Raw genomic sequence first — 25,552 nt, forward strand, 5'->3', positions numbered from 1 at the left:
CTCCGTCTCCATGCTGCTTGGCGGGCGCTGGCGCGAGAGCGTGCGCGCCTATGCGACCGGCAGCTTCAAGCGCGATGGCGTCGACCGGGTCTCCGACAATGCGCTGGAGATGGCCGAGCGCCGGGCGCAAGGCTTCCATGCCTGCAAGATCAAGATCGGCTTCGGCATCGAGGAAGATCTGCGGGTCATTCGTGCCGTGCGCGAGGCGATCGGCGACGAGATGCGGCTGATGATCGACGCCAACCATGGCTACACCGTCACCGAGGCGATCCGGCTTGGCAAGGCGGCGGCCGACTACGACATCGACTGGTTCGAGGAGCCGGTCGTGCCGGAACAGCTTTCCGCCTATCGCGCGGTCAGGGCCGGCCAACCGATCCCGGTTGCCGGCGGCGAGACCTGGCATGGCCGATATGGCATGTGGCCGGCGATCGAAAGCCGTGCCGTCGACATCCTGCAGCCGGATCTCTGTGGCTGCGGCGGCTTTTCCGAGATGGCGAAGATCACGAGTCTTGCGACGCTGCACGGCGTTCGCATCGTGCCGCATGTCTGGGGCACGGGCGTGCATATCGCTGCCGCGCTGCAGTTCATGGCGGCGATGACGCCGGATCCGGTGCGGGTCAACCCGATCGAGCCGATCCTGGAGTTCGACCGGACGGAAAATCCGTTCCGGCAGGCGGTGCTGAAGGCGCCGATCGAGGCGGTCGACGGTGTCGTTGCCATCCCCGATGCGCCCGGCCTTGGCATCGAGATCGACCGTGACGCGCTCGCCAGGTTCAAGATGCCCGAGAGCGCGCAATGATCGAGCGAACCCTCACCGGCCGCCCGCCTGAACCGCGCTTGCCGACGGGCACGGTCGACGCGCAGATGCACATGTATCTGCCGGGTTATCCATCGCTTCCCGGCGGCCCGCCTTTGCCGGTTGAGCCGTTGCCGGATGCTGCCGCCTACCGCCAGGTCATGGACTGGCTCGGCATCGACCGGGTGATCATCACCCAGGGCAACGCCCATCAGAAGGATAACGCCAATCTGCTCGCCTGCCTGGCCGAGATGGGCGATGTCGCGCGCGGCGTCACCGTCATCGACGAAACCACGTCCGACGCGGACATCGGCGCGCTCAGCGACGCGGGCGTTGTCGGTGCCCGTATCATGGATCTGCCTGGAGGGGCGGTGGGGCTCGATGCGTTGGAAGCGGTCGATGCGCGGGCACATGCGGCAGATTGGATGATAGCCGTGCAGTTCGACGGCAACCGGCTGCTCGACCATCTGCCGCGGCTGGCGCGCATCCGGTCACGCTGGGTGCTCGATCACCACGGCAAGTTCTTTGCCGGCGTCGATCCGGATGGACCGGAGATCGCGGCTCTCTTGAAGCTGATCGATCGCGACAATGTCTGGTTCAAGTTCGCCGGCGTCTACGAGAGTTCGCGGGACGGGTGGCCCTATGAGGATGTCGCAGCCGTCTCCAGGAAGATCGCCGCGCATGCGCCAGAGCGCATCGTCTGGGGCTCGAACTGGCCGCACAACATGATCCGCAAGACGGAAGACTATCCCGACGATGCACGGCTGGCAGACCTCGTGCTCGGCTGGCTTCCGGACGAACGGGCCAGACATCTGGCTCTCGTCGAGAACCCGGAACGCCTGTTCAAGCTGCCGGCCTTCGCCGCGGTGTAGTTGCCGCGGGTGCTGGGAGGCGCCCGTGGAACCCACAACATGGAGATTTCGCATGCCGGCCCGGATGGGCAGCAACCCGGTCTTGGGAGAGGCCGAAGCACGACTAGAGGAGGAAAACATGAAGAAAATTGCAAGCATGCTTTGCGTCGCCATGGGGCTGGCGTTTGCCGGCACAGCGGCGCAGGCGCAGGAAATCACCCTGCGTTCGGCCGACATCCATCCGGATGGCTACCCGACCGTCGATGCGGTCAAATACATGGGGCAATTGCTCTCCGAGCGCACCAACGGTCGCATCAAGATCGAGGTCATGAACAACGGCGTTCTCGGCGGCGAGAAGGACACGATCGAACAGACCCGCTTCGGCGTCATCGACATGAACCGCGTCAACGCAGCACCCTTCAACAACCTCGTCAAGGAGACGATGGTCCTCGGCATGCCTTTCCTGTTCCGCTCGACGGAACACATGCACAACACCGTCGACGGCCCGATCGGCGACGAAATCCTCGCAGCCTTCGAACCGCATGGCTTGATCGGTCTTGCCTTCTACGATAGCGGGGCGCGCTCCTTCTACACGACCAAGAAGCCGATCGAGAAACTGGCTGACCTGAAAGGCCTGAAGATCCGCGTGCAGCAATCCGATCTCTGGATCGCGATGATGCAGGCCTTCGGCGCCAACCCGACGCCGATGCCGATGGGCGAGGTCTACTCCTCGCTCGAGACGGGCGTCGTCGATGGTGCCGAGAACAACTGGCCGTCCTACGAATCTGCCCGCCATTTCGAGGTGGCCAAGAACTATTCGCTGACGGAGCATTCCCTCAATCCGGAGATCCTCGTCATTTCCAAGACGAGCTGGGACAAGCTCTCGCCTGAGGATCAGACGCTGCTTCGCCAAGCGGCCAAGGACAGCGTCGGCAAGATGCGCGAGCTTTGGAGCGCGCGCGAAAAGGCTTCCGAGGAGAAGGTCCGCGCTGCCGGTGCGAACGTGATCAAGGTCAACAAGGAGGAGTTCGCAGCCGCGATGGGGCCGGTCTACGACCAGTTCGTCAGCGACCCGAAGCTGAAGGACCTTCTCGAAAGGGTAAAGGCGGTCAAGTGACAGCGGTGAGGCCGGCTCCGGGATCGGGGCCGGCCTTTTCAACTGTTTACCGGATCGCCTTTGCGGAGGAGGAAGAAACATGCGTCGTTTCATGCGGACGATACGTCCGCTTCTTGGCGCGCTGAGCCGCGCTTCGCTCTACATCGCCGGCATTGGCATGGTCGCCATGACCCTGATCGTCGGCTGGCAGGTCTTTGCCCGCTACGTGCTCAACGACTCTCCGAGTTGGTCGGAGCCCTTGGCTCTTCATCTCATGGCCTGGTTCATCATGCTCGGCGCCGCCGTCGGCGTACGCGAAAGCGTGCATCTCGGCCTTGATGTCGTCCGACACGTGATGAAGCCGTCGGTGCAGCTTGCCATGGATCTGGCGAGCCTCGGGCTGATCGTCGTGTTCGGGTTAGCGATGGCCTATTACGGCCTGCTCCTTTCGGCCGGCACCTGGACGGCGACTATTCCGGTTCTCGGATGGCCCGGCGGCGTCGACTTTTTCCCGCTCGTCGTCGGTGGCGCCATGATCGCCCTGTTTGCAGCCGAGCGCTTTATCGACCAGTTTCTCGGCGTCGAACTCGCAGCCGATGTCGTCGTGCAGGAGATGGCCTGAATGGCTTACACTATCCTCTTTGGGGTCTTCACCCTCCTGATGCTCATCGGCACGCCGATCGCCTTCTGCCTCGGCATCGCTTCGTTCGCGACCGTGCTCTATCTCGGCCTGCCGCCGGTGGTGGTGTTTCAGCAGCTGAATTCGGGCATGAACGTCTTTGCCATGATGGCGATCCCGTTCTTCATCTTTGCCGGTGACCTGATGGTGCGCGGCGGCATCGCCAACCGGCTGATCCAGTTTGCGGCCGGCCTCGTCGGCCACCTGCGCGGCGGCCTCGGCCAGGTCAATATCGTCGCCTCGACGCTCTTCGGAGGCATCTCCGGCTCGGCGGTGGCTGACGCCTCTGCGGTCGGCGGTCTGATGATCCCGCAGATGGCCAAGCGCGGCTACGACCGCGACTATGCCGTCAACGTCACCGTCAATGCGGCGATTATCGCGCTGATGGTTCCGCCGTCGCACAACATGATCCTCTATTCGATCGCCGCCGGCGGTAATGTTTCGGTTGCCGATCTCTTTACCGCCGGCATCATCCCGGGGCTCTTGCTCGCGCTTGCGCTGATGGTGACGGCCTATGTCGTTGCCAGGCGCCGGGGCTATCCGTCCGAACCGTTTCCGGGCTTTGCCAAGGTCTTCTACTATCTGCTCGCCTCGTTCCCCGGCATCGTGCTGATCGGCATCATCTTCGGCGGCGTGCGCTCCGGCGTCTTCACCGCCACGGAAAGCTCGTGCATTGCCGTGCTCTATGCCTTCCTCGTCGCCATGCTTGTTTATCGCGAGCTGGATTGGACGGGCTTCGTCGAGGCGGTGATGGGGGCGGTGCGCACGACGGCCATGGTGCTGCTCGTCATCGGCATGGCGGCGTCCTTCGGCTGGCTGATGGCGTTCCTTCAGGTGCAGGCATTGATGATCAGTGCGATCGGCGCGATCTCGGAAAACCCGATCATCGTGCTGCTCGTCATCAACATCATCCTTTTGATCCTCGGCACCTTCATGGACATGGCGCCGATGGTGATCATCTGCACGCCAGTGCTGTTGCCCGTGGTCAAGGCCTTCGGCATCGATCCGGTGCATTTCGGTGTGGTGATGATCCTCAATGCCGGCATCGGCCTCAACACGCCGCCGGTCGGAACCGTACTCTTCGTCGGCTGCGCCGTCGGCGGGATATCCATCCGCGAGGCGATGCGCACGATCTGGCCGTTCTTCGGCGCCAGCATCGCAGTGCTGATGGCGGTCACCTACATACCGGCGCTGTCGCTGTGGCTGCCTTCGGTCTTCAAGTGAACTGATCGTTCGCGATATCTCCGGGCTCGGTATATCCGCCGGGCCCGGCCTTTTTCAGGGCTGGCTACTCGTTCCCGTTGGCGGCGAGACACTGCCGCTCCAGGCGTTTCAGGAAGACGCCGATTTCCTTTGCTGCCTGCAGATCGCCCTTCCGCTCGGCGACCGTACGGCCTTCGCGCCAGACCTGAATTGCCTCCTGGTGGCGGCCCAGCTTGAGGAGGATTGCGCCACGCAGTTTCCATGCTGCCGAATAGTCCGGGTCGAAGGCGATCGCCCGCTCCACATGGGCCAAGGCGGTATCGAAGTCCGCCTCCTGGAGGCAGATGCTGCCGAGCGTGAACCGCAAAAGGGCGTCGTCCTTTCCGTCCTGTAAGAGCTTTTCGAGCACTTGCCGCATGGCTTCCTCCTCCGCGATCGCCGGTTCAGGCCGCAGGCTTGCTTGGGGTAAGGGGCGCATGCCCATTGCTCGCCAGCGTCAGCGATCTCGTCCTGTCGAGAGACTGATACCGGCGGCGGCCCCAGATCAAGGGGTCGGCATGAGCAGACGTCTGGGTTGCGACAATTGTTCCCACGAACAGCATATGGTCGCCCACCTCGATCGAAGCGCTGAGCAGGCAGTCGAGCGTGGCAGCCGCGCCGAGCAGCCTTGGCCGTCCGCTCGGCCACTCAGCCCATATGCCGACGAGATAGCGCTTCGACGCTTCGATCTTGCCGGCAAAGGCATCTGCGATCAGCTCCTGGCCCTCAGCGAGCATGGCGAGCGAAAACCCTCGCTCGGCGGCGATCAGCGCGGCAAGCGGACTGTCCGCCTTGATCGAAATGACGATCGACGGCGGGTTGGCAGAGAGCGAGAAGGTCGCCGTCACCGTCCGGCCGAGACTGTCGGGGCCATTGCCGGCGCTCGCCACGCAGACGGTGGCGGCGAGATGCGACAGGGTGTCGGCGAACTCCGGTTTCGACACCGCCAGGTCGGCATGGGCGTCGATGGCGAGGGAGGGCGGAGGTGTCTGGCGCATGGGGCTCGTTCCGAGATGAAATAGCCCGTGGCGGCGGGGAGACGCCACGGGATTTGCAGAAGCCTGAGCTCAGGCGGGGGCGAGCGGCTGCTGCAACTCTTCGACCGATCGGCTCGCGAACTCTTTCCAGCCCGCACCGCCTTCAGTCGGTCAGGCGGACTTGAGTTCCGCTTCGGCAAACTCATAGTTGGCAAGCTTGTCGAGGAAGTTCGACGCGTAGTCCGGGCGACGATTGCGGTAGTCGATGTAATAGGCGTGCTCCCAGACATCGAGGCCGAGCAGCGCCTTGCCTTCATTGGTGGCAACCGGGTTGGAGCCATTGGCGGTCTTCGTCACCTTCAGCTTGCCGTCCTGGCCGAGCACCAGCCAGGCCCAGCCCGAACCGAACTGGCCGGTGGCGGCTGCCTTGAAGGCATCCTTGAAGGCAGCGACGCTGCCGAAATCTTCGGTGATCTTCTTATCGAGCACGCCGGGGATCTGACCGCCCTTCGGCGAAAGGTTTTTCCAGAACAGGATGTGGTTCCAGTGCTGGCCGGCATTGTTGAAGACCGGGGCGAGTTCCGCCTTGCCGTGGCTGAGGCGAATGATCTCTTCCAGCGACAGGCCTGCAAGCGAGGCGTCCTTCTCGACGAAGCCGTTGAGCGCCGTGACATAGGCCTGGTGATGCTTGCCGTGGTGAAACTCGATCGTCTCGGCGCTCATGCCGTTTTCGGCAAGTGCTGCGGCGGCGTAGGGAAGGGCGGGAAGTTCGAAGGCCATGGTCAAATCCTTTGCGGGCGGGGCACTCTCGGATCACTTGTCTGCGAACGGAGGAGAGTGTATTTAGCAAGACAATTCTTTGTAAATCTGCGCGCGGGAATATGTCAAGCGATCCCTTGTTAAATCCAGAGCAAAGCGCCGGCCGCACCCCGGGCGAGCGCATCATGCTTGCACTCAAGCTACACGGACCGCAGACCGCGACAGCGCTCGGCAAACGTCTGGCGATCACCGGCGAGGCCGTGCGCCAGCAGTTGGTGCGTCTCGCCGAGGAGGGGCTGGCCACGTCGTGGTCCGAGGCAAAAGGCGTCGGTCGTCCGTCGCAGTTCTGGGGGCTGACGGCTGCCGGCCACGCGGAGTTTCCCGATACGCATGCAGAGCTGACCGTCCAGTTGTTGCGCACCATCCGGCAGACGCTTGGCGAGGACGCGATCGACCGGCTGATCGCCGCGCGTGAGGACGAGACGCGCCAGAACTATCGTGCGGCGATGGTGGAGAAAGAGAGCCTGCGCGAACGGGTGGACGTGCTCGTTCGATTGCGGTCACAGGAAGGCTATATGGCCGCCTGCGAGGATCCGGGCGACGGCACGCTGCTGTTCGTCGAGAACCATTGTCCGATCTGTGCCGCCGCGACCAACTGCCAGGGCTTCTGCAGGGCAGAATTGAGCGTGTTTCGGGCGGTGCTCGGCCCCGGTGTCGAGGTCGAGCGCGCCGAGCACATTCTGGCCGGCGCGCGACGTTGTGCCTATGTGGTCAAGTCGGCCAACCGGGCCGCCTGATCGTGCCAAAGGAACGCTCTGGCACGCGCCCGGTCGTCGGGCGCCACCAGCTCCGATCGTGTCAGCGCGCGCCCATGCGCAGGGCGCCGTCGAGGCGGATGACTTCGCCGTTCAGCATGCGGTTTTCGCAGATGTGCTGCACGAGTGCCGCGAATTCGTCCGGTTTGCCAAGGCGCTGCGGGAAGGGCACGCTCTTGCCGAGCGAATCCTGCACTTCCTGCGGCATGCCGGCCATCATCGGTGTTTCGAAGATGCCCGGCGCAATGGCGACGACGCGAATGCCGTGGCGCGCGAGTTCGCGCGCAATCGGCAGGGTCATCGAGACGACGCCGCCCTTGGAAGCGGCATAGGCCGCCTGGCCGATCTGGCCATCGAAGGCGGCGACCGATGCGGTATTGACGATCACCCCGCGCTCACCATCCTCGCCGGGCTCTTCCCGCTGGATCGCCTCTGAGGCGAGCCGCAGCATGTTGAAGGTGCCGATGAGGTTGATCTCGACCGCGCGCGAAAAGCTTTCAAGCCGGTGCGGACCGTCGCGCCCGAGCACCTTTTCCCCCGGCGCGATGCCGGCGCAGTTCACCAGGCCGTGCAGATGTCCGAAGCGATCGAGGGCCGCTGCCACTGCGGCGGCGCCATCGGCCTCGCTGGTGACATCCGTCTTCTGGAAGAGCGCGTTGCCGCCAAGCTCCTCGGCCATCTGCTGGCCGGCTGCGGCGTTGACGTCGGCGAGAACCACGCGGGCACCCTCGCCATGCAGCTGCCGCGCGACGGCCGCACCCAGACCCGAACCGCCACCGGTAACGATAAAGACTTTTCCATCGATCAGCATATGAGGCTCCTCCCGTACCGGATCGTGTCGTTGAACTATCGACATAGCCTTGCTGGCTGTGGAAGCCAAGTTCCGCTGACGACGGCGGCCTTACGCGTCGGAGCCTATTGGGCGCCGATCGGGGAGATTTCGATGATCTTGATGCCGATCGCGTTGGTGGCTTCGTCGAAGACGATTTCGCCGCGGCCGATCACCATGCCGTTGACCTTGAGTTCCACCGGTTCGCCGAAGTTGCGATCGAGATGGATCGTGTCGTCCTGATGGAGTTTCGAGATCTGCGACACCGTCAGCTTGGCGCGCCCGATCACCGCTTCGATCGCGAGAGGAATTCCCTGGACTGCGCGCTCGCTCATGACAGAACGGCCTTCGAACGCAGGGCTTTCGTCGAGCTCGACCAGCTCATCCTGTAGCTTCTTGTTAATCATTCTGCACCATCCAAAGCACTGATTCACGACTCTTTAACAAAGAGTTGCGCCAGTTCGCCCTGGGTAGCAACCGTGGCTAAATGGGGGGTCCCCGTGCCTTGCAAGCGAGCGTTAACAAAGCGTTAACATCCACAATTCGGAGGCGGTGAAAGCTGTCAAAGCGACACCGCAGCCCAGTTTCCGTCCCGTTTTTGGAATCCGATCATGCGGCGGCCATTCGGCAATTTGTCGCCGAGTCGCACGACATAGACGTAACCCTCGTAGACCATCAGCCCGCGATCGCCGTCACTGAACAGGATCTGGAAATTCGGCGACTGCATCATCGCGGCGTCGACTTCAGCGCCGGTCACAGCCGGGGCAATCGCTGCGATCTCCGACGAAGGCTCTTTCGCTCCACTCAAATAGTAGAGCGATGCCGCAGCGGCTATAACGAAAAGCAGCAGGGCGCCCGCCAAAGGCAATGGGCGGCTCTTGAAACGTGTCGGGTTCGGTTGAGAGGCGGCAACACTCAAGGTCAACTTCCTGATTCGCTGTATTTTCCGAACGGATCCGGCCACAGGTGGAAAGCGACTGATTTCTCCTGCCGATACAAGGGCCGGAGATCTTGCCAAATCTACCTAGTGGAACCGTTCCGTACTTCAAGCTGAGAAGTCACTTGCTTCTCCGACTCGACAGCATGCCCACTCGCCGATTTCAGGGACATATGCCCATCGGCGTTTCCACATCTTTTGCGTGCCGTGCGACAATAGCATGTCGCCGGATGATTTTTCAGCTCCCGACGCCCGCAACTGACAGGCGCCGGGGGCGAGGCCGATCCCTCAGCCCTTTCTGATGTCGATCAGTTTCAGCCAGGGCTGAAGGTGAAAGGCGCCCATCAGCAGATACATGGCGGTCATCCCGCCGATCACAGTTTGTCCGGCGCCGCTACACAGCATCGGATCGGCCCCGGCGGTTCCCATGTTGGAAAGAACCGCCATCAGGGCGAAGGTGGGGGCGGCGGCAAGCGCCAACCCCGCGGCTACCAAACGGGCGAGGGAGGGCGCCCGCCCGTCGCGCTCACCGGAGCGGGCGCCGATGCTCATGGCTTCGCGCTCGTGTCGGAGGCGCGCATCGCGGCCTCGCCGGCATCCGATACTTCGACCCATCTTTTGTCGGGGGCAGCGCCTTCGACGTAGCTGTCGTTCCAGTTCCACCACTTGTAGGTCGGGGTCTGCGGATATCCGGCCGGCGAATCCTCCCACACTTCCTGTCGGCCGAGCGGGGTGATGTCGAGATAGTTCCAGGTGCTACCCATCTGTTCGTCGCCGCGGCTGTTGACGAGGTAGGTGCGAAACAGCTCTTCGCCGTCGCGGAAGAAGACATTGTGGCCGTGCCACTCGCCCACGTCGAAATCAGCATCGAAGCTGTCGGTGATGGTGTACCAGGGCATGGTCCAGCCCATCCGTGCCTTCAGCCTGGCAATATCCGCCTGCGGGGCGCGCGAGGCAAAGACCAGGGTCGTGTCACGGGCGTTAAGGTGCGACAGATGCGCAACCTGATCGGCGACCATCGAGCAGCCCCGGCAGCCGTGATCGGGCCAGCCATGCACGCCCGGTTCGTAGAAGGCGCGGTAGACGATCAACTGGCGCCGGCCGGCAAAGAGGTCAAGCAGGCTCGCCTTGCCGTCGGGGCCCTCGAACACGTAGTTCTTGGTCACGGCCGTCCAGGGCATCCGCCGACGCTCGGCGGCCAACGCATCGCGGGCGCGGGTGTGCGCCTTTTCCTTTACCAGCATTTCCTGCCGGGCCGCTTCCCATGCCTGTGCCGAAACCACCGGCGGCTTCTGCATCGTCGACTGGGCGTCCGCGCGTCCGTTCTCGCGTTTCTCGATCGTCTGGGTCATGGTGCTGTGTCTCCTCGTTTCAGCAAAGCTTCTCAACGCAAGGCCGATGCCTTGCAGTCCTGAGCAGCTTGACACCGCAAGAGGATCGGCGGGAGTAACAAGTGTGGCGGTGTTTTCGAGCCGGAGCCGCTGCCACTGCGCAGCGGCGCGGGAGTTCGCCGATCAAGCTCCTTTTTAGTTGTCGCTGTTGTAATTCCTCGAAGTTGAGCGAGTATGCTTGTCGCAACCACGCGCGGGAGGACGGCATGCATTTCGTTTCGGATGCGGTTGGCGGGTACAAGGTCTTCGCCGTGTCGGGGGTCAATACGGTTTCGTTCGCGATAGACTATCGCAACGCCGACACCGCGGGGCTTCTCGGTTTTGCGGTCGAGCGGCATGATCCAACGGAAGGCGAGCGGTACTACATGTACGGCTTCAAGGTCTTCGAAACGGTGATCTCCCATCCCAATGAGGATACCGTCGTTCTGACCTACGACCATCCCGTTCAGAGTTTCGTCTGGGATGACTTCACGGCCAAGCCCGGTCGGCGTTACGACTATTACTTCCATCCGCTGACGGGTATGGCGAAGAACATCGACCGGTCAGCACCTGCCATCAGAATCGGTATCAAAACCGAACCGCTCTTCAGTGAGGAGACGCACGACGTTTTCTTCAACCGCGGTGTCGCGAGCAGCCAGGCCTACCGACGCCGTTTCGGAAACAAGCCGCCGGACAAGCTGGAAACGCCGGAAAAGACGCTCGAGGCGCTGCAGTGGCTGAGCCGGGACCTTGACGAAGCACTGCTGCGTTTCATCGACCAGGCGGAAGCGGGGGACACGCTGCTCGGCTGCTTCTATGAATTCAGATATCGCCCCGTTGTGGAAAGGCTGAAGGCCGCCTTCGAGCGCGGCGTCGCCGTGAGGCTCGTGCTCGACGCGAAGGAAAATGCCTATACCGACAAGAAGGGCAAGTTCCACGAGAGCTTTCCGCGCGAGGAGAATAAGGAAATCGTCCGCACCGTAGGGCTTCCGAAGGCGGCGATCGCGCGGTGGCGGCAGAACAATCCCGCCGACATACAGCACAACAAGTTCATGGTGCTGCTCCCCAAGGATCCGGGCCGAAAGGCGCAGGTTTGGACAGGCTCGACGAACCTGTCGATGGGCGGCGTGCATGGCCAGACCAATGTCGGGCATTGGGTCCGCGACGCCGATCTCGCCAAGGCATTTGAAACATACTGGACACTGCTTGCCGGCGACCCTGGTGCGGCAAAGACCGACAATCCTGCCGCGAGCAGGTCAAAGCGAAAAGCCTTTCGCAAGGCGGTCTCTGACCTTGCCGAGGTGCCGCATGCGCCCGCGGATGTTTCAAGCGGCGTGACCTCGATCTTCAGTCCGCGTGCCGGAAGCGCCGTTCTGGACATGTATGTGAGGGCGCTGGACGAGGCGCGGTCCTATGGCGGCGTGACGCTCGCCTTCGGGATCAACGATCGCTTCAAGCAGGCGTTTCTCGACAATAGTGCCCAGTCCGGCGTGCATCCGGTGCTCTTCCTCCTCCTGGAAAAGCGCGACCAGCCTAAGGCCAAGGCGAAGAAGCCGTTCATTCCGCTGACGGCGCGACAGAACGTCTATCAGGCCTGGGGATCCTATCTGCGCGATCCGGTCTATCAGTGGGCGCGGGAAACCAATGCGCGGGCGCTCGGGCTCAACAATCACGTCGCCTATGTGCATTCCAAGTTTCTGCTCGCCGATCCCCTTGGCGCGGATCCAATGGTCGTCACCGGTTCGGCGAACTTCTCGGACGCGTCGACCAACGACAACGACGAGAACATGCTGCTCATCCGTGGCGATCGGCGCGCGGCCGACATCTACTTCACGGAGTTCAATCGGCTGTTCAACCACTATTATTTCCGCTCTGTCCGGGAGGCGACAGCAATGAAGAAGTCCGACCGGGACAAGGCGGCGCGCGTGGGGACATCCGAGGGAGCCGCGGCCAGTCTGTTCCTCGATGAAACTGGCGAGTGGCTGAAGAAGTACAAGCCCGGCAAGCTGCGAGCCAAACGCGTTCAGGTCTTCATCGACATGGCGCAGCCGGAAAATCTGCCGCCGATCTAGGTCAGCGGCGGCGATACGCCCCGAACCTGCGATTGCGCCGCCACCGTGTCGTTTGCTGCTCCCCTGTTGATCGCAGTGGGCTGGCGCGGGCACCGGAAGGTGCGTGTCATGGGCTGGGGATTTCGGTGCACTCGGCTGGCCGAGGCGCGCTGCCTGTGTCAAAACATAACCCCTAAATTATGATTGGCACCCCATATTTCATTTTTACATCACCGTTTGGCATGGCAAGCTGACAACCATCAAATCGACAGTCGTTTGCGACGAGGATGCGGGCTCGGGAGTGGCCGGCATCTCAGGGAGGAAATATGAAGCGGATGATTCTGGCTGCGGTTGCGGCTTTGGCAATGAGCAGTGCTGCCTATGCCGACACGATCAAGATCGGTGTCGTCGGACCGTTCTCCGGCCCCTTCGCGCTGCAGGGCAAGAACTTCAAGGCTGGCATCGACGCCTATATGGCGCTGAACGGCAGCAAGGTCGGCGACGACGATATCGAGATCATCTACCGCGACGTGCCGCAGGCCGATCCCGCCCAGTCAAAGGCGCTGGCCCAGGAACTGGTGGTCAAGGAAGGCGTGCAGTACCTCGCCGGCTTCTACTTCACCCCGGATGCCATGGCGGTCACGCCGCTGCTCACCCAGGCGAATGTGCCGCTCGTCATCATGAACGCGGCGACCTCGGCGATCGTCACCAAAAGCCCGCTCGTCGTGCGCACCTCGTTCACCACCTGGCAGACCTCGACGCCGATCGCCAAGGTTGCCAAGGACGCGGGTGTTTCCAAGGTGATCTCCGTCGTCAGCGACTACGGCCCGGGCGTGGACGCCGAGAACGCCTTCAAGACGGGCTTCGAAGCGGCCGGCGGCCAGGTGGTCGAAGCGATCCGCATGCCGCTTGCGACCAACGACTTTTCCCCAATCATGCAGCGCATCAAGGATTCGGGCGCGGAAGGCGTCTTCGCCTTCCTGCCGTCCGGCCCGACGACGCTCGGCTTCGTCAAGGCCTTCAAGGAAAACGGCCTGAAGGACGGCGGCATCAAGTTCTTTGCGCCCGGCGACCTCACGCAGGAATCCGATTTGCCTGCTCTCGGTGAGGCGGCGCTCGGCATTCAGACGACCTTCCACTACGCCGTCTCGCACGACTCGCCGGAGAACAAGGCCTTTGTCGAAGCGGCGAGCAAGGCGATCGGCAACCCGGCGGAACTCTCGTTCCCCTCGGTCGGAGCCTATGACGGCATGCATGTGATTTACAAGATGATCGAGGCGACCGGCGGCGAGCAGGATGCGGCCAAGGCCGTGGAAGCCGTGAAAGGCCTCTCTTGGGTCAGCCCGCGTGGTCCGGTGACGATCGATCCGGAATCGCGTCACATCACCCAGAACATCTATCTGCGCGAGGTCGAGAAGGCCGATGACGGCACCTATTACAACAAGGAAATCCAGACCTTCGAGAAGCAGGGCGACCCCGGTCTCGCTGCGCTGAAGTAGTCGACTTGGGCGGGTGCTGAGCGCCCACCGACACTGATGATGCGTTGACCGGTTGCTTTTGAGCGACCGGCGCGCCTGCGGCGCCGCGAATGCTGGCGCCTGACTGCCGCTCCGCGCATAGTGCGCACCGAATCCGGCGCAGCCAAATTTGGAAGAAAGGGCAACGGATAGCCCCATGCAAACCGTCCTCAGCATTGCGATCGACGCCCTTGCCTATGGCATGGTGCTCTTCGTCATCTCCATCGGCCTTTCGGTCACCATGGGCCTGATGCGCGTGGTCAACCTGGCGCATGGCGCCTTTGCCATGATCGGCGGTTACATCGCCTCCTATGCAGCGCGCGATTTGGGTCTTGCCTACGGCTTTGCCGTGCTGCTCGCGGTCTTCGGCACCATCATCATCGCCGTGCCGATCGAGCGGCTGCTCTATAGGCGGATCTACGGCGCACCGGAACTGACCCAGGTGCTGATGACCATTGGTATCACATTCTGCATCATCGGCATCGCCAACTATGTCTTCGGCCCGACGCTGAAGACGGTGCCGCTGCCTGGCGAATTGCAGGGATCCGTCGACCTCGGCTTCCGGGCAATCGCCACCCATCGCATCTTTGCGATCGTCTGCGGCCTCGTGGTTGCAGCCGGTCTCTGGTACGCGATCGAAAAGACCGCCTTCGGCGTCAAGCTGCGGGCCTCGGTTGACAACGCGGCAATGGCGGCCGCCCTCGGTGTGCGCACGGAAATCGTCTATGCGGTGAGCTTTGCGGTTGCCGTCGGACTTGCCGCCTTCGGCGGCGTGGTGGGGGCGGAACTTCTTCCGGTCGAACCCTATTACGCGTTGCGTTACATGGTGACGTTCCTGGTCGTCGTCTCCGTCGGCGGCGCCGGGTCTATCCCGGGCGCGCTCGTTGCCTGCCTGCTGCTCGGCGCGATCGATACGACCGGCCGTTATCTCATGCCGGAATTCGGTGAATTCTTCTTCTATCTGGCCGTGATCGCGATCATCTGCGTGTTCCCGCGCGGGCTCGCCGGGAGGGCCAAGGGATGACCATGACGACGACGAGCGACTTGATCGCGACCGCTCCGGTGCGCCGACGGTTTGGCGGTGGGGACCTCATAGGTCTGGCCGTTATCCTGCTGGTCGCGGTGGTCGGCTACTTCCTCTTTCCCAACAATCTGGCTCTTCTGACCCGGATCATCGCAGCCGCTCTGTTGGTGCTGTCGCTCGATCTCGTCACCGGCTATTGCGGTGTCGCGACGCTCGGGCACGCGGCCCTCTTCGGCGCCGGCGCCTATGCCGCGGGCATCGCCTCGGCGCATTACGGCATCAACGATCCGCTGGCGATGCTGGCCTTCGGCATTGTTGCCGGGGCGGTGGCGGGACTTATCTGCGGGGTCGTCATCCTGCGTGCGCACGGGCTGCCGCAACTGGTGCTGTCGATCGCGCTCATCCATCTCTTCCACGAGTTCGCCAACAAGGCCTCCTCCTGGACCGGTGGCAGCGACGGGCTCTCCGGCATTGCGCCGACGGCACTTCTCGGACTCTACGAGTTCGATCTCTGGGGCCGCACGGCCTATGTCTTCGGCGTGGCGCTGCTTGCCATCGTCTTCGTCGTGCTGCGACTGATCGTGCGCTCGCCCTTCGGCATGTTGTGCCGCGGCATCAAGGAAGACCCTGTCCGCATCCGCTCGATGGGGGCGTCGCCGAAGTTCGCGCTCACGAAAATGTATGTCATCTCCGGTGCCGTTGCCGGCGTCGGCGGCGCGCTGAATGCGATCTCCACCCAGGTCGTCGGGCTCGACAGCCTCTCCTTTACGATGTCGGCGGAAAGCCTCGTCATGCTGGTGCTCGGGGGTACCGGCTCTCTCTTCGGCGCGCTGACTGGCACTGTCGTCTTCATATTTTTCGAGGACGTGGTCTCGGCGGCCAATCCCTTCCACTGGCTGACGATGGTGGGCGCGCTGTTGATCGCCGTCGTGCTCTTCGCGCCGAAGGGCATCTATGGCACCGCGGCTGCGTTCTTTGCCCGCCGCAAGGAGGCACAGTGATGCAGCCGATCTTCGAAGTCCGCAACTTGAAGCGCGCCTTCGGCGGGCTCGCGGTCACCAATGACGTCAGCCTCAGCATGGCGCCGGGCGACCGGGTCGCGCTGATTGGGCCGAACGGCGCCGGCAAGACGACGTTCGTCAATCTCGTGACCGGCAATCTCAAGCCGGATTCCGGCGAGGTGCGTATCGGTGGCGAGGTGGTGACCGGTATCGACGCCATCGGTCGGGTGCGAAGGGGGCTCGTTCGCTCGTTTCAGGTGACGCGGCTCTTTGCCGATATGACACCTTCCGAACATGTTGCGCTCGCTGTCCTGCAACGCACTGGCCGCGCCGGTCGTCTGTTCGGCAATTTTCTGGGAATGCCGGACGTCATGGCCGAGGTGGCAGACCTTCTCGGCAAGCTCGGGCTTCGGGAACTGATGCACCGCAAGGTGAGAGAGATCGCCTACGGTCAGCAACGCTTGCTGGAAATCGCCGTTGCGCTGGCGCTGAAGCCGCGGGTGCTGCTGCTCGACGAGCCCGCCGCCGGCGTGCCGCAGAGCGACACCGGCCGGATCGAGCAGGCACTGGCCGACCTGCCAGCCGATCTCGCCGTCTTGATGATTGAGCACGACATGGATCTCGTCTTCCGCTTTGCCAAGCGCGTCGTCGTGCTGGCCGCCGGCGCGATCATCTTCGACGGTTCGCCGTCTGACGTGACGAAGGATCCGCGCGTGCGGGAAGCCTATCTGGGGAGCTATGCCAATGCCAGCCACGTCGCTTGAGGTGGAAAACCTGTCCGCCGGCTATGGGCCGACGCGGGTGCTCGAAGGCGTGTCCTTTGCCGTTCCGGCAGGTGCCCGGCTTGCCGTGCTCGGTCGCAACGGCATGGGCAAGACGACCCTGCTTGCAACGCTTGCCGGCCAGACGCGACGTTATGACGGGCGCATCCGCATGGGCGGGACGGACGTGGCCGGGCTGCCAAGTGCTGCGCGCGCCATGCAGGGGCTCGGCTTCGTGCCGCAGGCGCGCTGCGTCTTCCCGACGCTGACCGTGGAGGAAAACCTGTTCGTCGGCCTCAAGAACCGCCCGAAAAGTGCGATCCAGGAAGCCTACGACATGTTTCCGCGTCTCTTCGAGCGCCGGCGCAATCTCGGCAGCCAGCTCTCAGGCGGCGAACAGCAGATGCTGTCGACGGCACGCTCCATCCTCGGCCGTCCGTCGATCCTGTTGCTCGACGAACCGCTGGAGGGCCTGGCGCCCGTTATCTGCGAAGAGCTGATGAAGGCGTTTGCCGAACTGGCAAAGACCGGCGACATGACGATCGTCTTGGTCGAACAGCGCATTCAGAGCGCGCTCGACTTTGCCGACCGGGTGATCGTGCTCGAACGCGGCCGGATCGCCTGGACCGGAACGCCGGAAGCGCTGGCGGGAAATCACGATACCGTCGAGCGGCTGCTCGGCGTCGGCGGGCTCCACTGACCACGCGGTCGGTTGTGGCGGCTCACTTCGGTTCCCGTCGCGACGTATCGAGACGGGAACGCTCCCTTTCGTAGTAGCGCGCGAGTGGCGGCAGGGCGCTCTTCAACTGGTCGAACACCGCGTCATGAGCTCGAAGCGTGCCGTCATATTTGGCCTGTACGAAGGCCTGGTGGCGTTCGATCGCGTCCTTCCTGGCGCCGACGGCGACGGTGAAGACCGGCGACACGGCGGTGCGGCCCTTGACGGTGATGCGATCGAGTTCGGCGATCGGGAAGGTCTTTTCGACGAGACGCGCGGTCTCCTCGCCGAGGAGCAGGGAGATGCCGTAGTCCTTCGATGCGCCTTCGAGGCGCGAGGCCAGATTGACGGCGTCGCCAAGGGCCGAATAGTCGAACCGCTGGTGCGAGCCCATGTTGCCGACGACGCATTCGCCGGTGTTGATGCCGATGCCGATCCTCAAGGTTTGGGCCGGTCGGCGTTCCCGTTTCGCCTCGCTTTCGAGTTCCCGGTTCACCCGTTCAAGCCGCGCAAGCATGTCGAGCGCCGCCCCGACTGCATGCACGGCATGCTCGGGGTCGTCGAGCGGCGCGTTCCAGAAGGCCATCAGGCAGTCGCCGATATATTTGTCGATAGTACCGCCCTGTTCGAGAACGGCTTCTGAAAGCGGCGTCAGCAGCCGGTTGACCAGTGCCGTCAAACGCTCCGGATCCTCCTTCATTTCCTCGGCGATGGTGGTGAAGCCCCGGATGTCGCAAAAGAGGATCGACAGCGTGCGCCGCTCACCGCCGAGCCTTAGGTGTGACGGGTCTTTCGCCAGGCGCTCGACAAGGGCAGGAGAGAGGTACTGCTGGAAGGCGCGGGTGATTTCGCGGCGCTTCTTGCGTTCCTCCGCATAGTCGAGCCCGGCCTGGCCGGCAGTCACGGCAAGGAACGCAAGCCCAGGCCCAAGCGGCGACAGAAAGACGTGGCCAAGACGCATCGCGGCATAGCTGGCGGCGATGATCAGGCCGATGGCGACGGCGCCATAGGCAAGCGTGCGCCAGCCGGTCGTCCGCAGCACCGAAAAGGCCGCAAGCATCGCGGCCAGCGCAATGGCTGCAACCACATAAGGTCTTGCAGCGCGCTGAATGAAAAGCTCATGGGCCAGATTGTCGTAGATGGTAGCCTGCATCTCAACGCCGGAAACGAGCTTGTTCGAATGTACGGTATCCGATGTCGTGAAGGCATCGGCCCCGCCATCGGCGATCGATGGCGCATTTTGCAGGCTGAGGCCGACGAGCACGACGCGGTCCTCTAACATGCCTTCTGGCAGGAAATTGTCGGGATCGAGCGCCTGGTAATAGGAGACGGTGGGATAGGTCCGCGCCGGTCCGAAGACCTGGATCAGAGCGTCCTTTGGCGGTGCGTGCGATTTTGCGCCGGCGATTGCCGCGAGCACGGCGGCAAATCCGTCCGGATAGTCGGGAACGGCGCGCAACGTTCCGTCGCCGCTGAGGCTGACAGAGGCGATCCCGGTCCAGGCGCCCTTTGCGATGAAGCGGGCGAGCGGCTCGGTGCGCACGAACTGGTCGGCCTGGGGCGCCTCCACCAGCGTCTGGTCTCCGGCAAGAACCACGTCCGCGCCGAGCGCCTTTTCCAGCGCCTCGTCGTTGGCGGCATCGGCCGAAGGCTCAGCGAAAATCACGTCGATGCCGATGGCACGTGCGCCGGCCTTGCGCAGCGCCTCGATGAGGCGCGCATGCAGGGCGCGCGGCCAGGGCCATTGGCGCCCGATTTCGGCCATCGACGGTTCGTCGATCGCGACGATGATCGGGCTGTCCTCGGGCAGCGGCGGGCCGTCGATGGTCGACAGGTAGTCGAAGCTGCGCAACTCGTTCAGCCGCCAGGCATTGGTCAAGGTCGCCAGCGACAGCGCGATGGCGACGAAAACCGCAAGCGCAAGAAGTTTCAACCGCCGTTGCAGGAAGCGGGGGCTGTCCCATTGTCCGGACCGACCGCTCGATGCCTGCACGGCGACGCGCTCCTCCATCAGAACCGCACTTTGATCGTGCCTTTGAACGTTCGTCCCCAACCCGGCAGGCCATTGCCCAGCTCGAAATCTTCATCGAGCAGATTGAAGGCTGCCAGATCCACCTCGATCTGCTTGTCGAACGGTTCCCATTGCAAGGCGGCGTCGAGCGTCCAGAAGTCGTCGAGCGTCTTTAACCCGCCGGGTCGTGAACCGACATAGTTGGCGGCAACGGTCGTCTTGACGTTCGCCGTGCTGACCCAAGTCAGCGCCGCTTGGCCGGTGTTTTCCGGCACGAACAGCAGTTCGCCGGGCTGGCTGCCGGTGTGTTCCTTAACGTCGGCTTCCGTGTGGGCCGCTGTCAGGGAGAGGCCGAAGCCGTGGCCGATGGCAAAGTTCGCCGTTGCCGCAACCCGGTCGAGCCCGACCTTGGCATACGCAAGGCTGGTGGTCGAAAGCGGAATGTCGAGCGCGAGTTGCCGCACCTCCTGGTGCTGGTAGTCGAGCGCGGTGAAGAACCAGCTGTTCCACTCCGCGTCCCAACGTAGTGCCAGCGTATCGGCATAGCCTTCGGCGCCGAAGCGCAGCTGGTTCGGCTGCAGCCCGACGATGCCGATCGGCGCAAGGGTGGCGACGTCGAAGTTGAGGCCATCGCGCATGGCTGCCGCCCGCAGCCAATGCCCTTCGGCCGGCGTCCAGGCGATGCCGATTTTCGGTTCGAGCCTGACATCGCCGTCGTTGACGCCTTCGATATAGCGGGCAAAGAGGGCGCCTTCCGTCTTCAGGTCCGGCGTGATTTCGTAGATCGTGTCGATGTAAGCCTTGGCGACGGTCTGTGTGGCGGACGTCGAACCGGACGCGATGACGGGCGCATTGCTGCTGCCGGTGCTGACGCCCAGCGGGTCAAAAATGTCGAACGCGCTCGATGACTTTACCACGCCGCCTTCGACGCCGTAGCGCCAGGTGAAATCGCCGTCACCGTAAAGGTGATTGATGGCGGCGATATAGGTTCTTTGCTTGTCCTCGCTCCGGCTGGTGGCAAGGTCCGGAAAGCGCGGGTCCGTGAGCCGGATCCGCTCGTTTTCCGTGGTATTCTGATCGGAGAAGAAGAACGCGGCATTGGCGATGTTGCGGTATCCGAAGGTATGGCTCCACGCCACGCCCGAGAGTAGCCGCGAGGAATCGTCGTCGCTCAGCCCGTCGAGCTTCAGAGGGGCCGCGCGGGGATCCGGGATATCGAAAATACTGCGTTTATCATCAAGATCGCCGTAGTTGGCATAGGCCACGACCCTGTCATCCGGCGTCGGGGAGGCAGTCACATAGCCATTGCCGCCAAGCAGGCGTGCTTCACGCTCGATCGCCAGGCCATTGCCGATATCGATCGTATCGCGCGGCTTCTCCCAATGCAGATTGCCGTAGACGCTGATCGGGAAGGGCGAGAACGTCAGCCCGCGCAGTTCCGCCTCGCCGATCCCGCCCTCATGGTCGCTGTCGGCGATGATGCCGCCTGCGACCGCGGCCTCGAAGAACGGCCGTTGGACGAGATTGGCCGTGCGCTCGCGGCTTGCCAGCATGTGCGGCTCGATCAGCAGCCCCTGGAAGAAGGCGGAGAAGCTCTGCGGATTGGCGGTGTTGACGACGGGGCTGCCATCGAAATCATAGGTGTTGAACAGCGGATTGACGCTGCCGCGGATCGCCTGGTCGACATAGCTCGATCCCGTGAACGGATCGAAGACCACATCGCCGTAATATTGCCCCCAGGCGTTCAGGCCTTGCAGGCGGAAGGCGTCGTTGAGCGTCGATCCGGCATCCTGGTTGGCGCCGAGCGGAGCACTTTCGCCGCCGCGCGCCCGCGTCCGCCGCATCAGTTCCTGCGCGTAGCGGATCGCCGCATCGGAATCGTATTCGTCGATCGCAATCGCGGTCCGCACAGTCGCGACAACGGGGTCGTTCGGGTCGAGCCGGTCGGCATTGTCGAGGGCCTGTGCCGCCGGAAGGCGGTCTCCCTTTTCATAATGCGCCGCCGAGAGCAGCAATTGCGCGTTGGAATAGGCGGGGTTGGCCGTCGAACCGGCCAAGAGGTCGTCGATGGCCTTGTCCAGGTTGCCGTTCTGCAAATGGTACCGACCGCGGGCGACGAGCACGAGGTCGAAGGAAGGATCGATCGCGAGTGCCGTATCGATCTCGCGCTTTGCTTCCGCAAGCCGCATTTCATCGAGGTACTGATAGGCCAGGTTGGCGTGGTAAAGCGGATCGGCCGGATCGAGTTCCACGGCCTTCTGGAATGCTCTCTCGGCGCCGCGATTGTCGCCCCGCTCGCTTTTTGCCAGGCCCACCCAGTTCCAGAGAGACGGGTCGCCCGGCGTGATTTCCAAGGCACGCTCGAGATCCGCCAGCGCGCCTATTCGATCGTTTTCAATGAGCAAGCGGTACTTGGCGCGCGATTCCAGTGCGGTCGGGTCGTCGGGATCGTTCGCAAGCGCCTTTTCGATACCGGCGCGCGTTTCGTCTCGATCGTCGAGCAGCATTGCAAATTGCGCGCGGGCCGCTGGGAGGAACGGATCGTCCGGATATCGCCTTTCCGCCTTCTTGATCGTTTCGATCGCTGCGCGGATATCGGTGCGAAAGCCCGCGGTCCAGGCCGCAGCGAAGGCGCCATAGGCACCTGTTGCCTGAGACGGCGGCTGCTCGATCCGGTCGGGGTCGGCGAGAGCGCGTGCGAAATAGCCGCCGAAGGCCGCGACGGAGCGGCGGTCGGCATCGAGCCCGGGGGTTGCCTTTTCGAACAGCTGTGCCGCATCGCCGTAGCGGTTTTCAGAACCGGCAATCAGCGCTTCGACGAGATAGGCGCGCGCGGCTTGAGATCGATTGAGGCCGAGGCGTCGAGCCTGTTGAAGGGCGGCTGTGGCCTGGGCTCGCCCGTCGAACCGCAGTTGGATTTCGGCGAGTGTCAGCCAATCTTCGGCCGAGCGCGACGCTTCCGGCCGGGCTTCGATCCGTTCGCGCTCATCGCGCATGTCGCGCACCTTAAGCGGGGTTGACGGCATGAGCGCGAAGGCGTCGCGTAAAGACAGATGGAAGAGCATCTGTTCGCGGTCCTTCGGCGTCACGATCACGATCTTGGTCGGCGCTTTCCCGATCGCGGCAACGGCGCCTTCACCCTGCTTCACGGTGACGCTTCCAAGTTCGTTGGCGAGTTCGACCACGCCTTCAAGCACGGTCAGCGAGGTCGTGTCGCCGGCGACCGTCAGGGTCCAATCGGTGCCACGAATGGCAGCGGTTGCCGCCGGCGTGTCGATCGTCAGGCCCTGGCCGCCACGCTCCGCCCGTGCCCAGATCGTGCCTGACTGCAGTTCGAGATTGGTATCGCTGCCTGTGCCCATCCGTTTGACGCGCAACGCCGTGTTGCGGCCGAGCCGGATCTGGGTGTGGTCGGAGAAAAGCACCGCCAGCGCCCCGGTCGCATTGGTGCGCAGGATATCGCCGGACAAAAGGTCCTGTGCGAGATCGACGAAGCGCCAGCTCGAAACGTCGACGAAGCGCACTTCCTCACCGGATTTTCGGGCAATCACCGATCCGGCCACGGGCGGTGTTCTTTGAACCGGTTCTGCCAAGCCTGCGCTTGGACAGAGGATTGCCACTGTCGCAAGCAGTCCCCGAAGCTGATGCCGCCCCATCTTCGTTCCCGTCTCCGTCCCACCGTGGATTCAGTGAATTTCGATCAGGATAAAGTCAATAGAATTCGAATATTCTTAATTGCGTTCCAAGTGATATGGTTAGTTCGCGAGGCAAATCTGTAACGCCAGGGCGAGAGCAAGGGGTCTCGTCTGCCGCTCCTTGTTGTCGGACAGTCGGTGAGGAAGGCTTATCCGAATTAGAGCATTCGCGTGGGTGGTTTTGGCCCACGATTTGGCGTCCCTGCACCGGCTGCCTGCCGGCTCCATCAGGTGGTCCGGCGACTCCGCTGGGGCTGCAACGCTTATTTTCCAAGCGCTCAAATCTTGACGCAAATATCGCGTGGCCAAAGCGGGCGGCGCGGGACATGCCGCGGCCGTTATCAACGCTAATGCGAAGTTCTGACGGAAGCCACGACCGGGTGAGCCAGCCTCGCTCACTTACGCCGAAGCTGGAGCGTCGCCTACACCGCGGCGCGCACCCGTTCCCAGGCATTCATGAGGTGCCGACCGAGAACTTCGGAAAGCCTTGCCTTGTCGCGGGCTTCGAGCGCGACGATCATCTCCTCATGCTCGGCAACGGCCGCTGCCCATTTTTCGGGCCCCTCGTGGCCGATGAAGCGAATGCGCTTCAGCCGCGTCTGCAAGATCGCATGCATATCCGCCAAGGCGGCGTTTGCCGCCAGTTGCGCGATGGCCGAATGGATCTGCTGGTTGAGCTTGTAATACTGCAGCCGGTCACCGGCCTTGTAGCGCGAGACCATTTCGTCGTGGAGCGCGCGCACTTCGGCGATGCCGGCGTCGCTGGCGGCTTCACAGGCGAGCTTGCCGGCAAGCTCTTCCAGCGTCTGCAAGACCGTCAGCATGTCACGCACGTCCTTGGCGCTGAAACGCTTGACGACGGCGCCGCGGCTCGGAACGAGCTCCACCAGTCCTTCGCTCGCCAGATACTTGATGGCTTCGCGCAGCGGCGTGCGCGAGACGCCGAGCTGCTCGCCGAGTTGACCTTCATGCAGACGCGTGCCGGGCGAGAGATCACCCTCGATGATCATGTCGCGCAGATGCGTGACCAGCGTGTCGTGCAGCGCAGTGCGTCGGATCGGGCCGGGGCCGCCCTCGGGGCGTTTCTCCAGAGAGGTAATTTCGTTCATCGTTTCGCTTCTGCATCTGGCGACTGAAGTGTCGGCCGTCTGTTCCCGTTCGCGCCAATTGAATCAGCGCTGTCTCATTAAAGCATGGAGACGGCCCCCGATATCGTCAACAGAAAATGCTGCATACAGAATACAAAAGACTTGATGCAGAATTTTGAATAACGTATGACGGCTCTCGAAAGAATGAAGTGGAGGACATCTCTCATGACGACCAACGGTGTAGCCGCTAACGGCGCGCGTCCTGTCATCGCGCTCGCTATGGGCGATCCGGCCGGCATCAGCCCGGAGCTCACGGCAAAGCTGCTGGCGCTTTCCGATATTCGTGAGGCTGCCCACATCATCACGATCGGCGATCGTCGTATCCTCGATGAAGGCGCCCGCATTGCCGGCGTCACGCTCGACCTTGCATCCTCGACCCTGGAGGACCTCGACGCTGTCGGGACCGAGCGCCACGTGTTCGTCGACCTTGGCCATCTCGATCCGGCCGACGTCGTTCGCGGCGAGGCGACGCTTGCGGGCGGCACCTTTGCGACCCGCAACTTTCGCGTAGCGCTCGAGCTGGCGCATGCCGGCAAGGCGGAAGCAGTCTGCTTCACGCCCTTCAACAAGAAGGCGATGCGCTTTGCCTATCCGGGCTACGACGACGAGATCCGTTTCGTCTCCGACGTTCTCAACTTCACGGGCAAGGTCCGGGAATTCAACGTTCTCGAGAAGGTCTGGAACGCCCGCGTCACCTCGCACATTCCGATCAAGGAAGTGGCCGACAACCTGTCGGTCGAGGCGATCCTTGCCGAGCTCGAGCTGACCCAGAGCTGCCTCAAGGAAGCCGGTTACAGCGAGGCGAAGATTGCTGTTGCCGGGCTCAACCCGCACGCCGGAGACGGCGGCAGCTTCGGCATGGAAGAGATCGACATCATCGAGCCGGCCGTCGAAAAGGCCAAGGCGCGCGGCTTCAACGTCGACGGCCCGTTCCCGGCGGACACAGTCTTCGGCCGCGCCCTGAAGGAAGGCTACAACGCCGTAATGACCATGTACCACGACCAGGGCCAGATCGCGATGAAGCTGATCGGCTTCGACAAGGGCGTGACGATGATGGGCGGCCTGCCGTTCCCGCTCTGCACGCCGGCCCACGGCACGGCCTACGACATCGCCGGCAAGGGGATTGCCGACGTCGGCGCCAGCCGCGAAGCGCTGCTTCTGGCAGTGCGCATGGCGAAGAAAAAGGCGGCTCTCAAGGCTGCTGCCTGATTTCGCACGCTTTCAAGCAATAACGGCGCAGGAGGAGGTCTTGCGCCGCAGAACCACAAAAACGGG

The 25,552-nt window shown here is 63.1% G+C and carries 24 protein-coding genes; 13 read left to right on the top strand and 11 right to left on the bottom strand.

The window, feature by feature from the left end; translation table 11 throughout:
- The 5 genes from ASD01_RS26890 to ASD01_RS26910 all read left to right on the top strand — a co-directional run.
- Positions 1-799 (top strand): mandelate racemase/muconate lactonizing enzyme family protein (locus ASD01_RS26890; protein WP_244495311.1); only part of this gene is annotated, 799 nt, incomplete at its 5' end.
- Complete coding sequence (locus ASD01_RS26895; RefSeq protein WP_234798783.1) at positions 796-1,668, top strand: amidohydrolase family protein; 873 nt, start codon at positions 796-798, stop codon at positions 1,666-1,668. The genes ASD01_RS26890 and ASD01_RS26895, both read left to right, overlap by 4 nt.
- Positions 1,669-1,786: 118 nt before the next feature.
- Positions 1,787-2,764: a TRAP transporter substrate-binding protein gene (locus ASD01_RS26900; RefSeq protein ID WP_060520509.1), complete on the top strand. Its 978-nt coding sequence runs from the start codon at positions 1,787-1,789 to the stop codon at positions 2,762-2,764.
- A 79-nt stretch (positions 2,765-2,843) separates the two neighbouring features.
- Positions 2,844-3,365 (top strand): TRAP transporter small permease, encoded by a 522-nt coding sequence (locus ASD01_RS26905; protein WP_034800060.1) that lies wholly within the window; start codon positions 2,844-2,846, stop codon positions 3,363-3,365.
- A complete protein-coding gene (locus tag ASD01_RS26910; protein ID WP_034800061.1) occupies positions 3,366-4,646 on the top strand; it encodes a TRAP transporter large permease in 1,281 nt (426 codons plus the stop codon).
- A 64-nt stretch (positions 4,647-4,710) separates the two neighbouring features.
- On the opposite strand, the gene ASD01_RS26915 is transcribed toward ASD01_RS26910, so the two are convergent.
- The 3 genes from ASD01_RS26915 to ASD01_RS26925 form a co-directional block, all read right to left on the bottom strand.
- Positions 4,711-5,043: a tetratricopeptide repeat protein gene (locus ASD01_RS26915; protein ID WP_034800062.1), complete on the bottom strand. Its 333-nt coding sequence runs from the start codon at positions 5,041-5,043 to the stop codon at positions 4,711-4,713.
- A gap of 25 nt (positions 5,044-5,068) precedes the next feature.
- Entirely contained in the window at positions 5,069-5,662 is a 594-nt protein-coding gene (locus ASD01_RS26920; protein WP_063979538.1) for a flavin reductase family protein, read from the bottom strand.
- Between the two features lie 150 nt (positions 5,663-5,812).
- Positions 5,813-6,421, bottom strand: coding sequence for a superoxide dismutase (locus tag ASD01_RS26925; RefSeq protein ID WP_060644753.1), 609 nt, complete (start codon positions 6,419-6,421; stop codon positions 5,813-5,815).
- Positions 6,422-6,585: 164 nt separating this feature from the next.
- Here ASD01_RS26925 and ASD01_RS26930 point away from each other — a divergent pair, with 164 nt between their 5' ends.
- Positions 6,586-7,197: a helix-turn-helix transcriptional regulator gene (locus ASD01_RS26930; RefSeq protein ID WP_060644798.1), complete on the top strand. Its 612-nt coding sequence runs from the start codon at positions 6,586-6,588 to the stop codon at positions 7,195-7,197.
- 61 nt (positions 7,198-7,258) lie between these two features.
- Here ASD01_RS26930 and ASD01_RS26935 read toward each other — a convergent pair whose 3' ends face one another.
- The 5 genes from ASD01_RS26935 to ASD01_RS26955 all read right to left on the bottom strand — a co-directional run bounded on the left by ASD01_RS26935 (position 7,259) and on the right by ASD01_RS26955 (position 10,333).
- The gene (locus ASD01_RS26935; RefSeq protein WP_060644755.1) at positions 7,259-8,026 is read right to left on the bottom strand and encodes a 3-hydroxyacyl-CoA dehydrogenase; all 768 of its coding nucleotides are present in this window, start codon (positions 8,024-8,026) and stop codon (positions 7,259-7,261) included.
- 104 nt (positions 8,027-8,130) lie between these two features.
- A complete protein-coding gene (locus ASD01_RS26940) occupies positions 8,131-8,451 on the bottom strand; it encodes a FliM/FliN family flagellar motor switch protein (RefSeq protein WP_051659531.1) in 321 nt (106 codons plus the stop codon).
- Between the two features lie 155 nt (positions 8,452-8,606).
- Complete coding sequence (locus tag ASD01_RS26945) at positions 8,607-8,963, bottom strand: hypothetical protein (protein ID WP_156623707.1); 357 nt, start codon at positions 8,961-8,963, stop codon at positions 8,607-8,609.
- Positions 8,964-9,269: 306 nt separating this feature from the next.
- Positions 9,270-9,533, bottom strand: coding sequence for a hypothetical protein (locus ASD01_RS26950; protein ID WP_034800066.1), 264 nt, complete (start codon positions 9,531-9,533; stop codon positions 9,270-9,272).
- Positions 9,530-10,333 carry a DUF899 domain-containing protein gene (locus ASD01_RS26955; protein WP_060644759.1) on the bottom strand — a complete coding sequence of 268 codons (804 nt, stop codon included), beginning with the start codon at positions 10,331-10,333 and terminating at the stop codon, positions 9,530-9,532. The genes ASD01_RS26950 and ASD01_RS26955 overlap by 4 nt, the downstream gene beginning before the upstream one ends.
- A gap of 245 nt (positions 10,334-10,578) precedes the next feature.
- Between ASD01_RS26955 and ASD01_RS26960 the strand changes: the two genes are divergently transcribed.
- The 6 genes from ASD01_RS26960 (at position 10,579) to ASD01_RS26985 (ending at position 17,405) form a co-directional block, all read left to right on the top strand.
- Positions 10,579-12,423 carry a phospholipase D-like domain-containing protein gene (locus ASD01_RS26960; protein WP_060644761.1) on the top strand — a complete coding sequence of 615 codons (1,845 nt, stop codon included), beginning with the start codon at positions 10,579-10,581 and terminating at the stop codon, positions 12,421-12,423.
- Positions 12,424-12,728: 305 nt separating this feature from the next.
- The gene (locus ASD01_RS26965; RefSeq protein WP_060644763.1) at positions 12,729-13,901 is read left to right on the top strand and encodes an ABC transporter substrate-binding protein; all 1,173 of its coding nucleotides are present in this window, start codon (positions 12,729-12,731) and stop codon (positions 13,899-13,901) included.
- Positions 13,902-14,076: 175 nt separating this feature from the next.
- Positions 14,077-14,943 carry a branched-chain amino acid ABC transporter permease gene (locus tag ASD01_RS26970; protein WP_034800070.1) on the top strand — a complete coding sequence of 289 codons (867 nt, stop codon included), beginning with the start codon at positions 14,077-14,079 and terminating at the stop codon, positions 14,941-14,943.
- On the top strand, positions 14,940-15,944 hold the full coding sequence (locus ASD01_RS26975; RefSeq protein ID WP_156623708.1) for a branched-chain amino acid ABC transporter permease: 1,005 nt from the start codon (positions 14,940-14,942) through the stop codon (positions 15,942-15,944). Before ASD01_RS26970 ends, ASD01_RS26975 begins: the two co-directional genes overlap by 4 nt.
- Positions 15,944-16,708 carry an ABC transporter ATP-binding protein gene (locus ASD01_RS26980; RefSeq protein WP_060644764.1) on the top strand — a complete coding sequence of 255 codons (765 nt, stop codon included), beginning with the start codon at positions 15,944-15,946 and terminating at the stop codon, positions 16,706-16,708. Before ASD01_RS26975 ends, ASD01_RS26980 begins: the two co-directional genes overlap by 1 nt.
- Positions 16,689-17,405 carry an ABC transporter ATP-binding protein gene (locus ASD01_RS26985; RefSeq protein WP_060644765.1) on the top strand — a complete coding sequence of 239 codons (717 nt, stop codon included), beginning with the start codon at positions 16,689-16,691 and terminating at the stop codon, positions 17,403-17,405. The genes ASD01_RS26980 and ASD01_RS26985 overlap by 20 nt, the downstream gene beginning before the upstream one ends.
- Before the next feature lie 22 nt (positions 17,406-17,427).
- Here the strand turns inward: ASD01_RS26985 and ASD01_RS26990 are convergent, their stop codons facing one another.
- The 3 genes from ASD01_RS26990 to ASD01_RS27000 all read right to left on the bottom strand — a co-directional run bounded on the left by ASD01_RS26990 (position 17,428) and on the right by ASD01_RS27000 (position 24,238).
- The gene (locus tag ASD01_RS26990) at positions 17,428-19,434 is read right to left on the bottom strand and encodes a CHASE2 domain-containing protein (RefSeq protein ID WP_082584701.1); all 2,007 of its coding nucleotides are present in this window, start codon (positions 19,432-19,434) and stop codon (positions 17,428-17,430) included.
- On the bottom strand, positions 19,434-23,090 hold the full coding sequence (locus ASD01_RS26995) for a FecR domain-containing protein (RefSeq protein ID WP_060644767.1): 3,657 nt from the start codon (positions 23,088-23,090) through the stop codon (positions 19,434-19,436). The genes ASD01_RS26990 and ASD01_RS26995 overlap by 1 nt, the downstream gene beginning before the upstream one ends.
- A gap of 461 nt (positions 23,091-23,551) precedes the next feature.
- A complete protein-coding gene (locus tag ASD01_RS27000) occupies positions 23,552-24,238 on the bottom strand; it encodes a GntR family transcriptional regulator (protein ID WP_034800075.1) in 687 nt (228 codons plus the stop codon).
- A gap of 204 nt (positions 24,239-24,442) precedes the next feature.
- Between ASD01_RS27000 and ASD01_RS27005 the strand changes: the two genes are divergently transcribed.
- Positions 24,443-25,486, top strand: coding sequence for a 4-hydroxythreonine-4-phosphate dehydrogenase PdxA (locus tag ASD01_RS27005; RefSeq protein ID WP_060529556.1), 1,044 nt, complete (start codon positions 24,443-24,445; stop codon positions 25,484-25,486).
- Positions 25,487-25,552: the final 66 nt, after the last annotated feature.

It is taken from the genome of Ensifer sp. Root423, assembly GCF_001426275.1.
GTDB lineage: Bacteria > Pseudomonadota > Alphaproteobacteria > Rhizobiales > Rhizobiaceae > Ensifer > Ensifer adhaerens.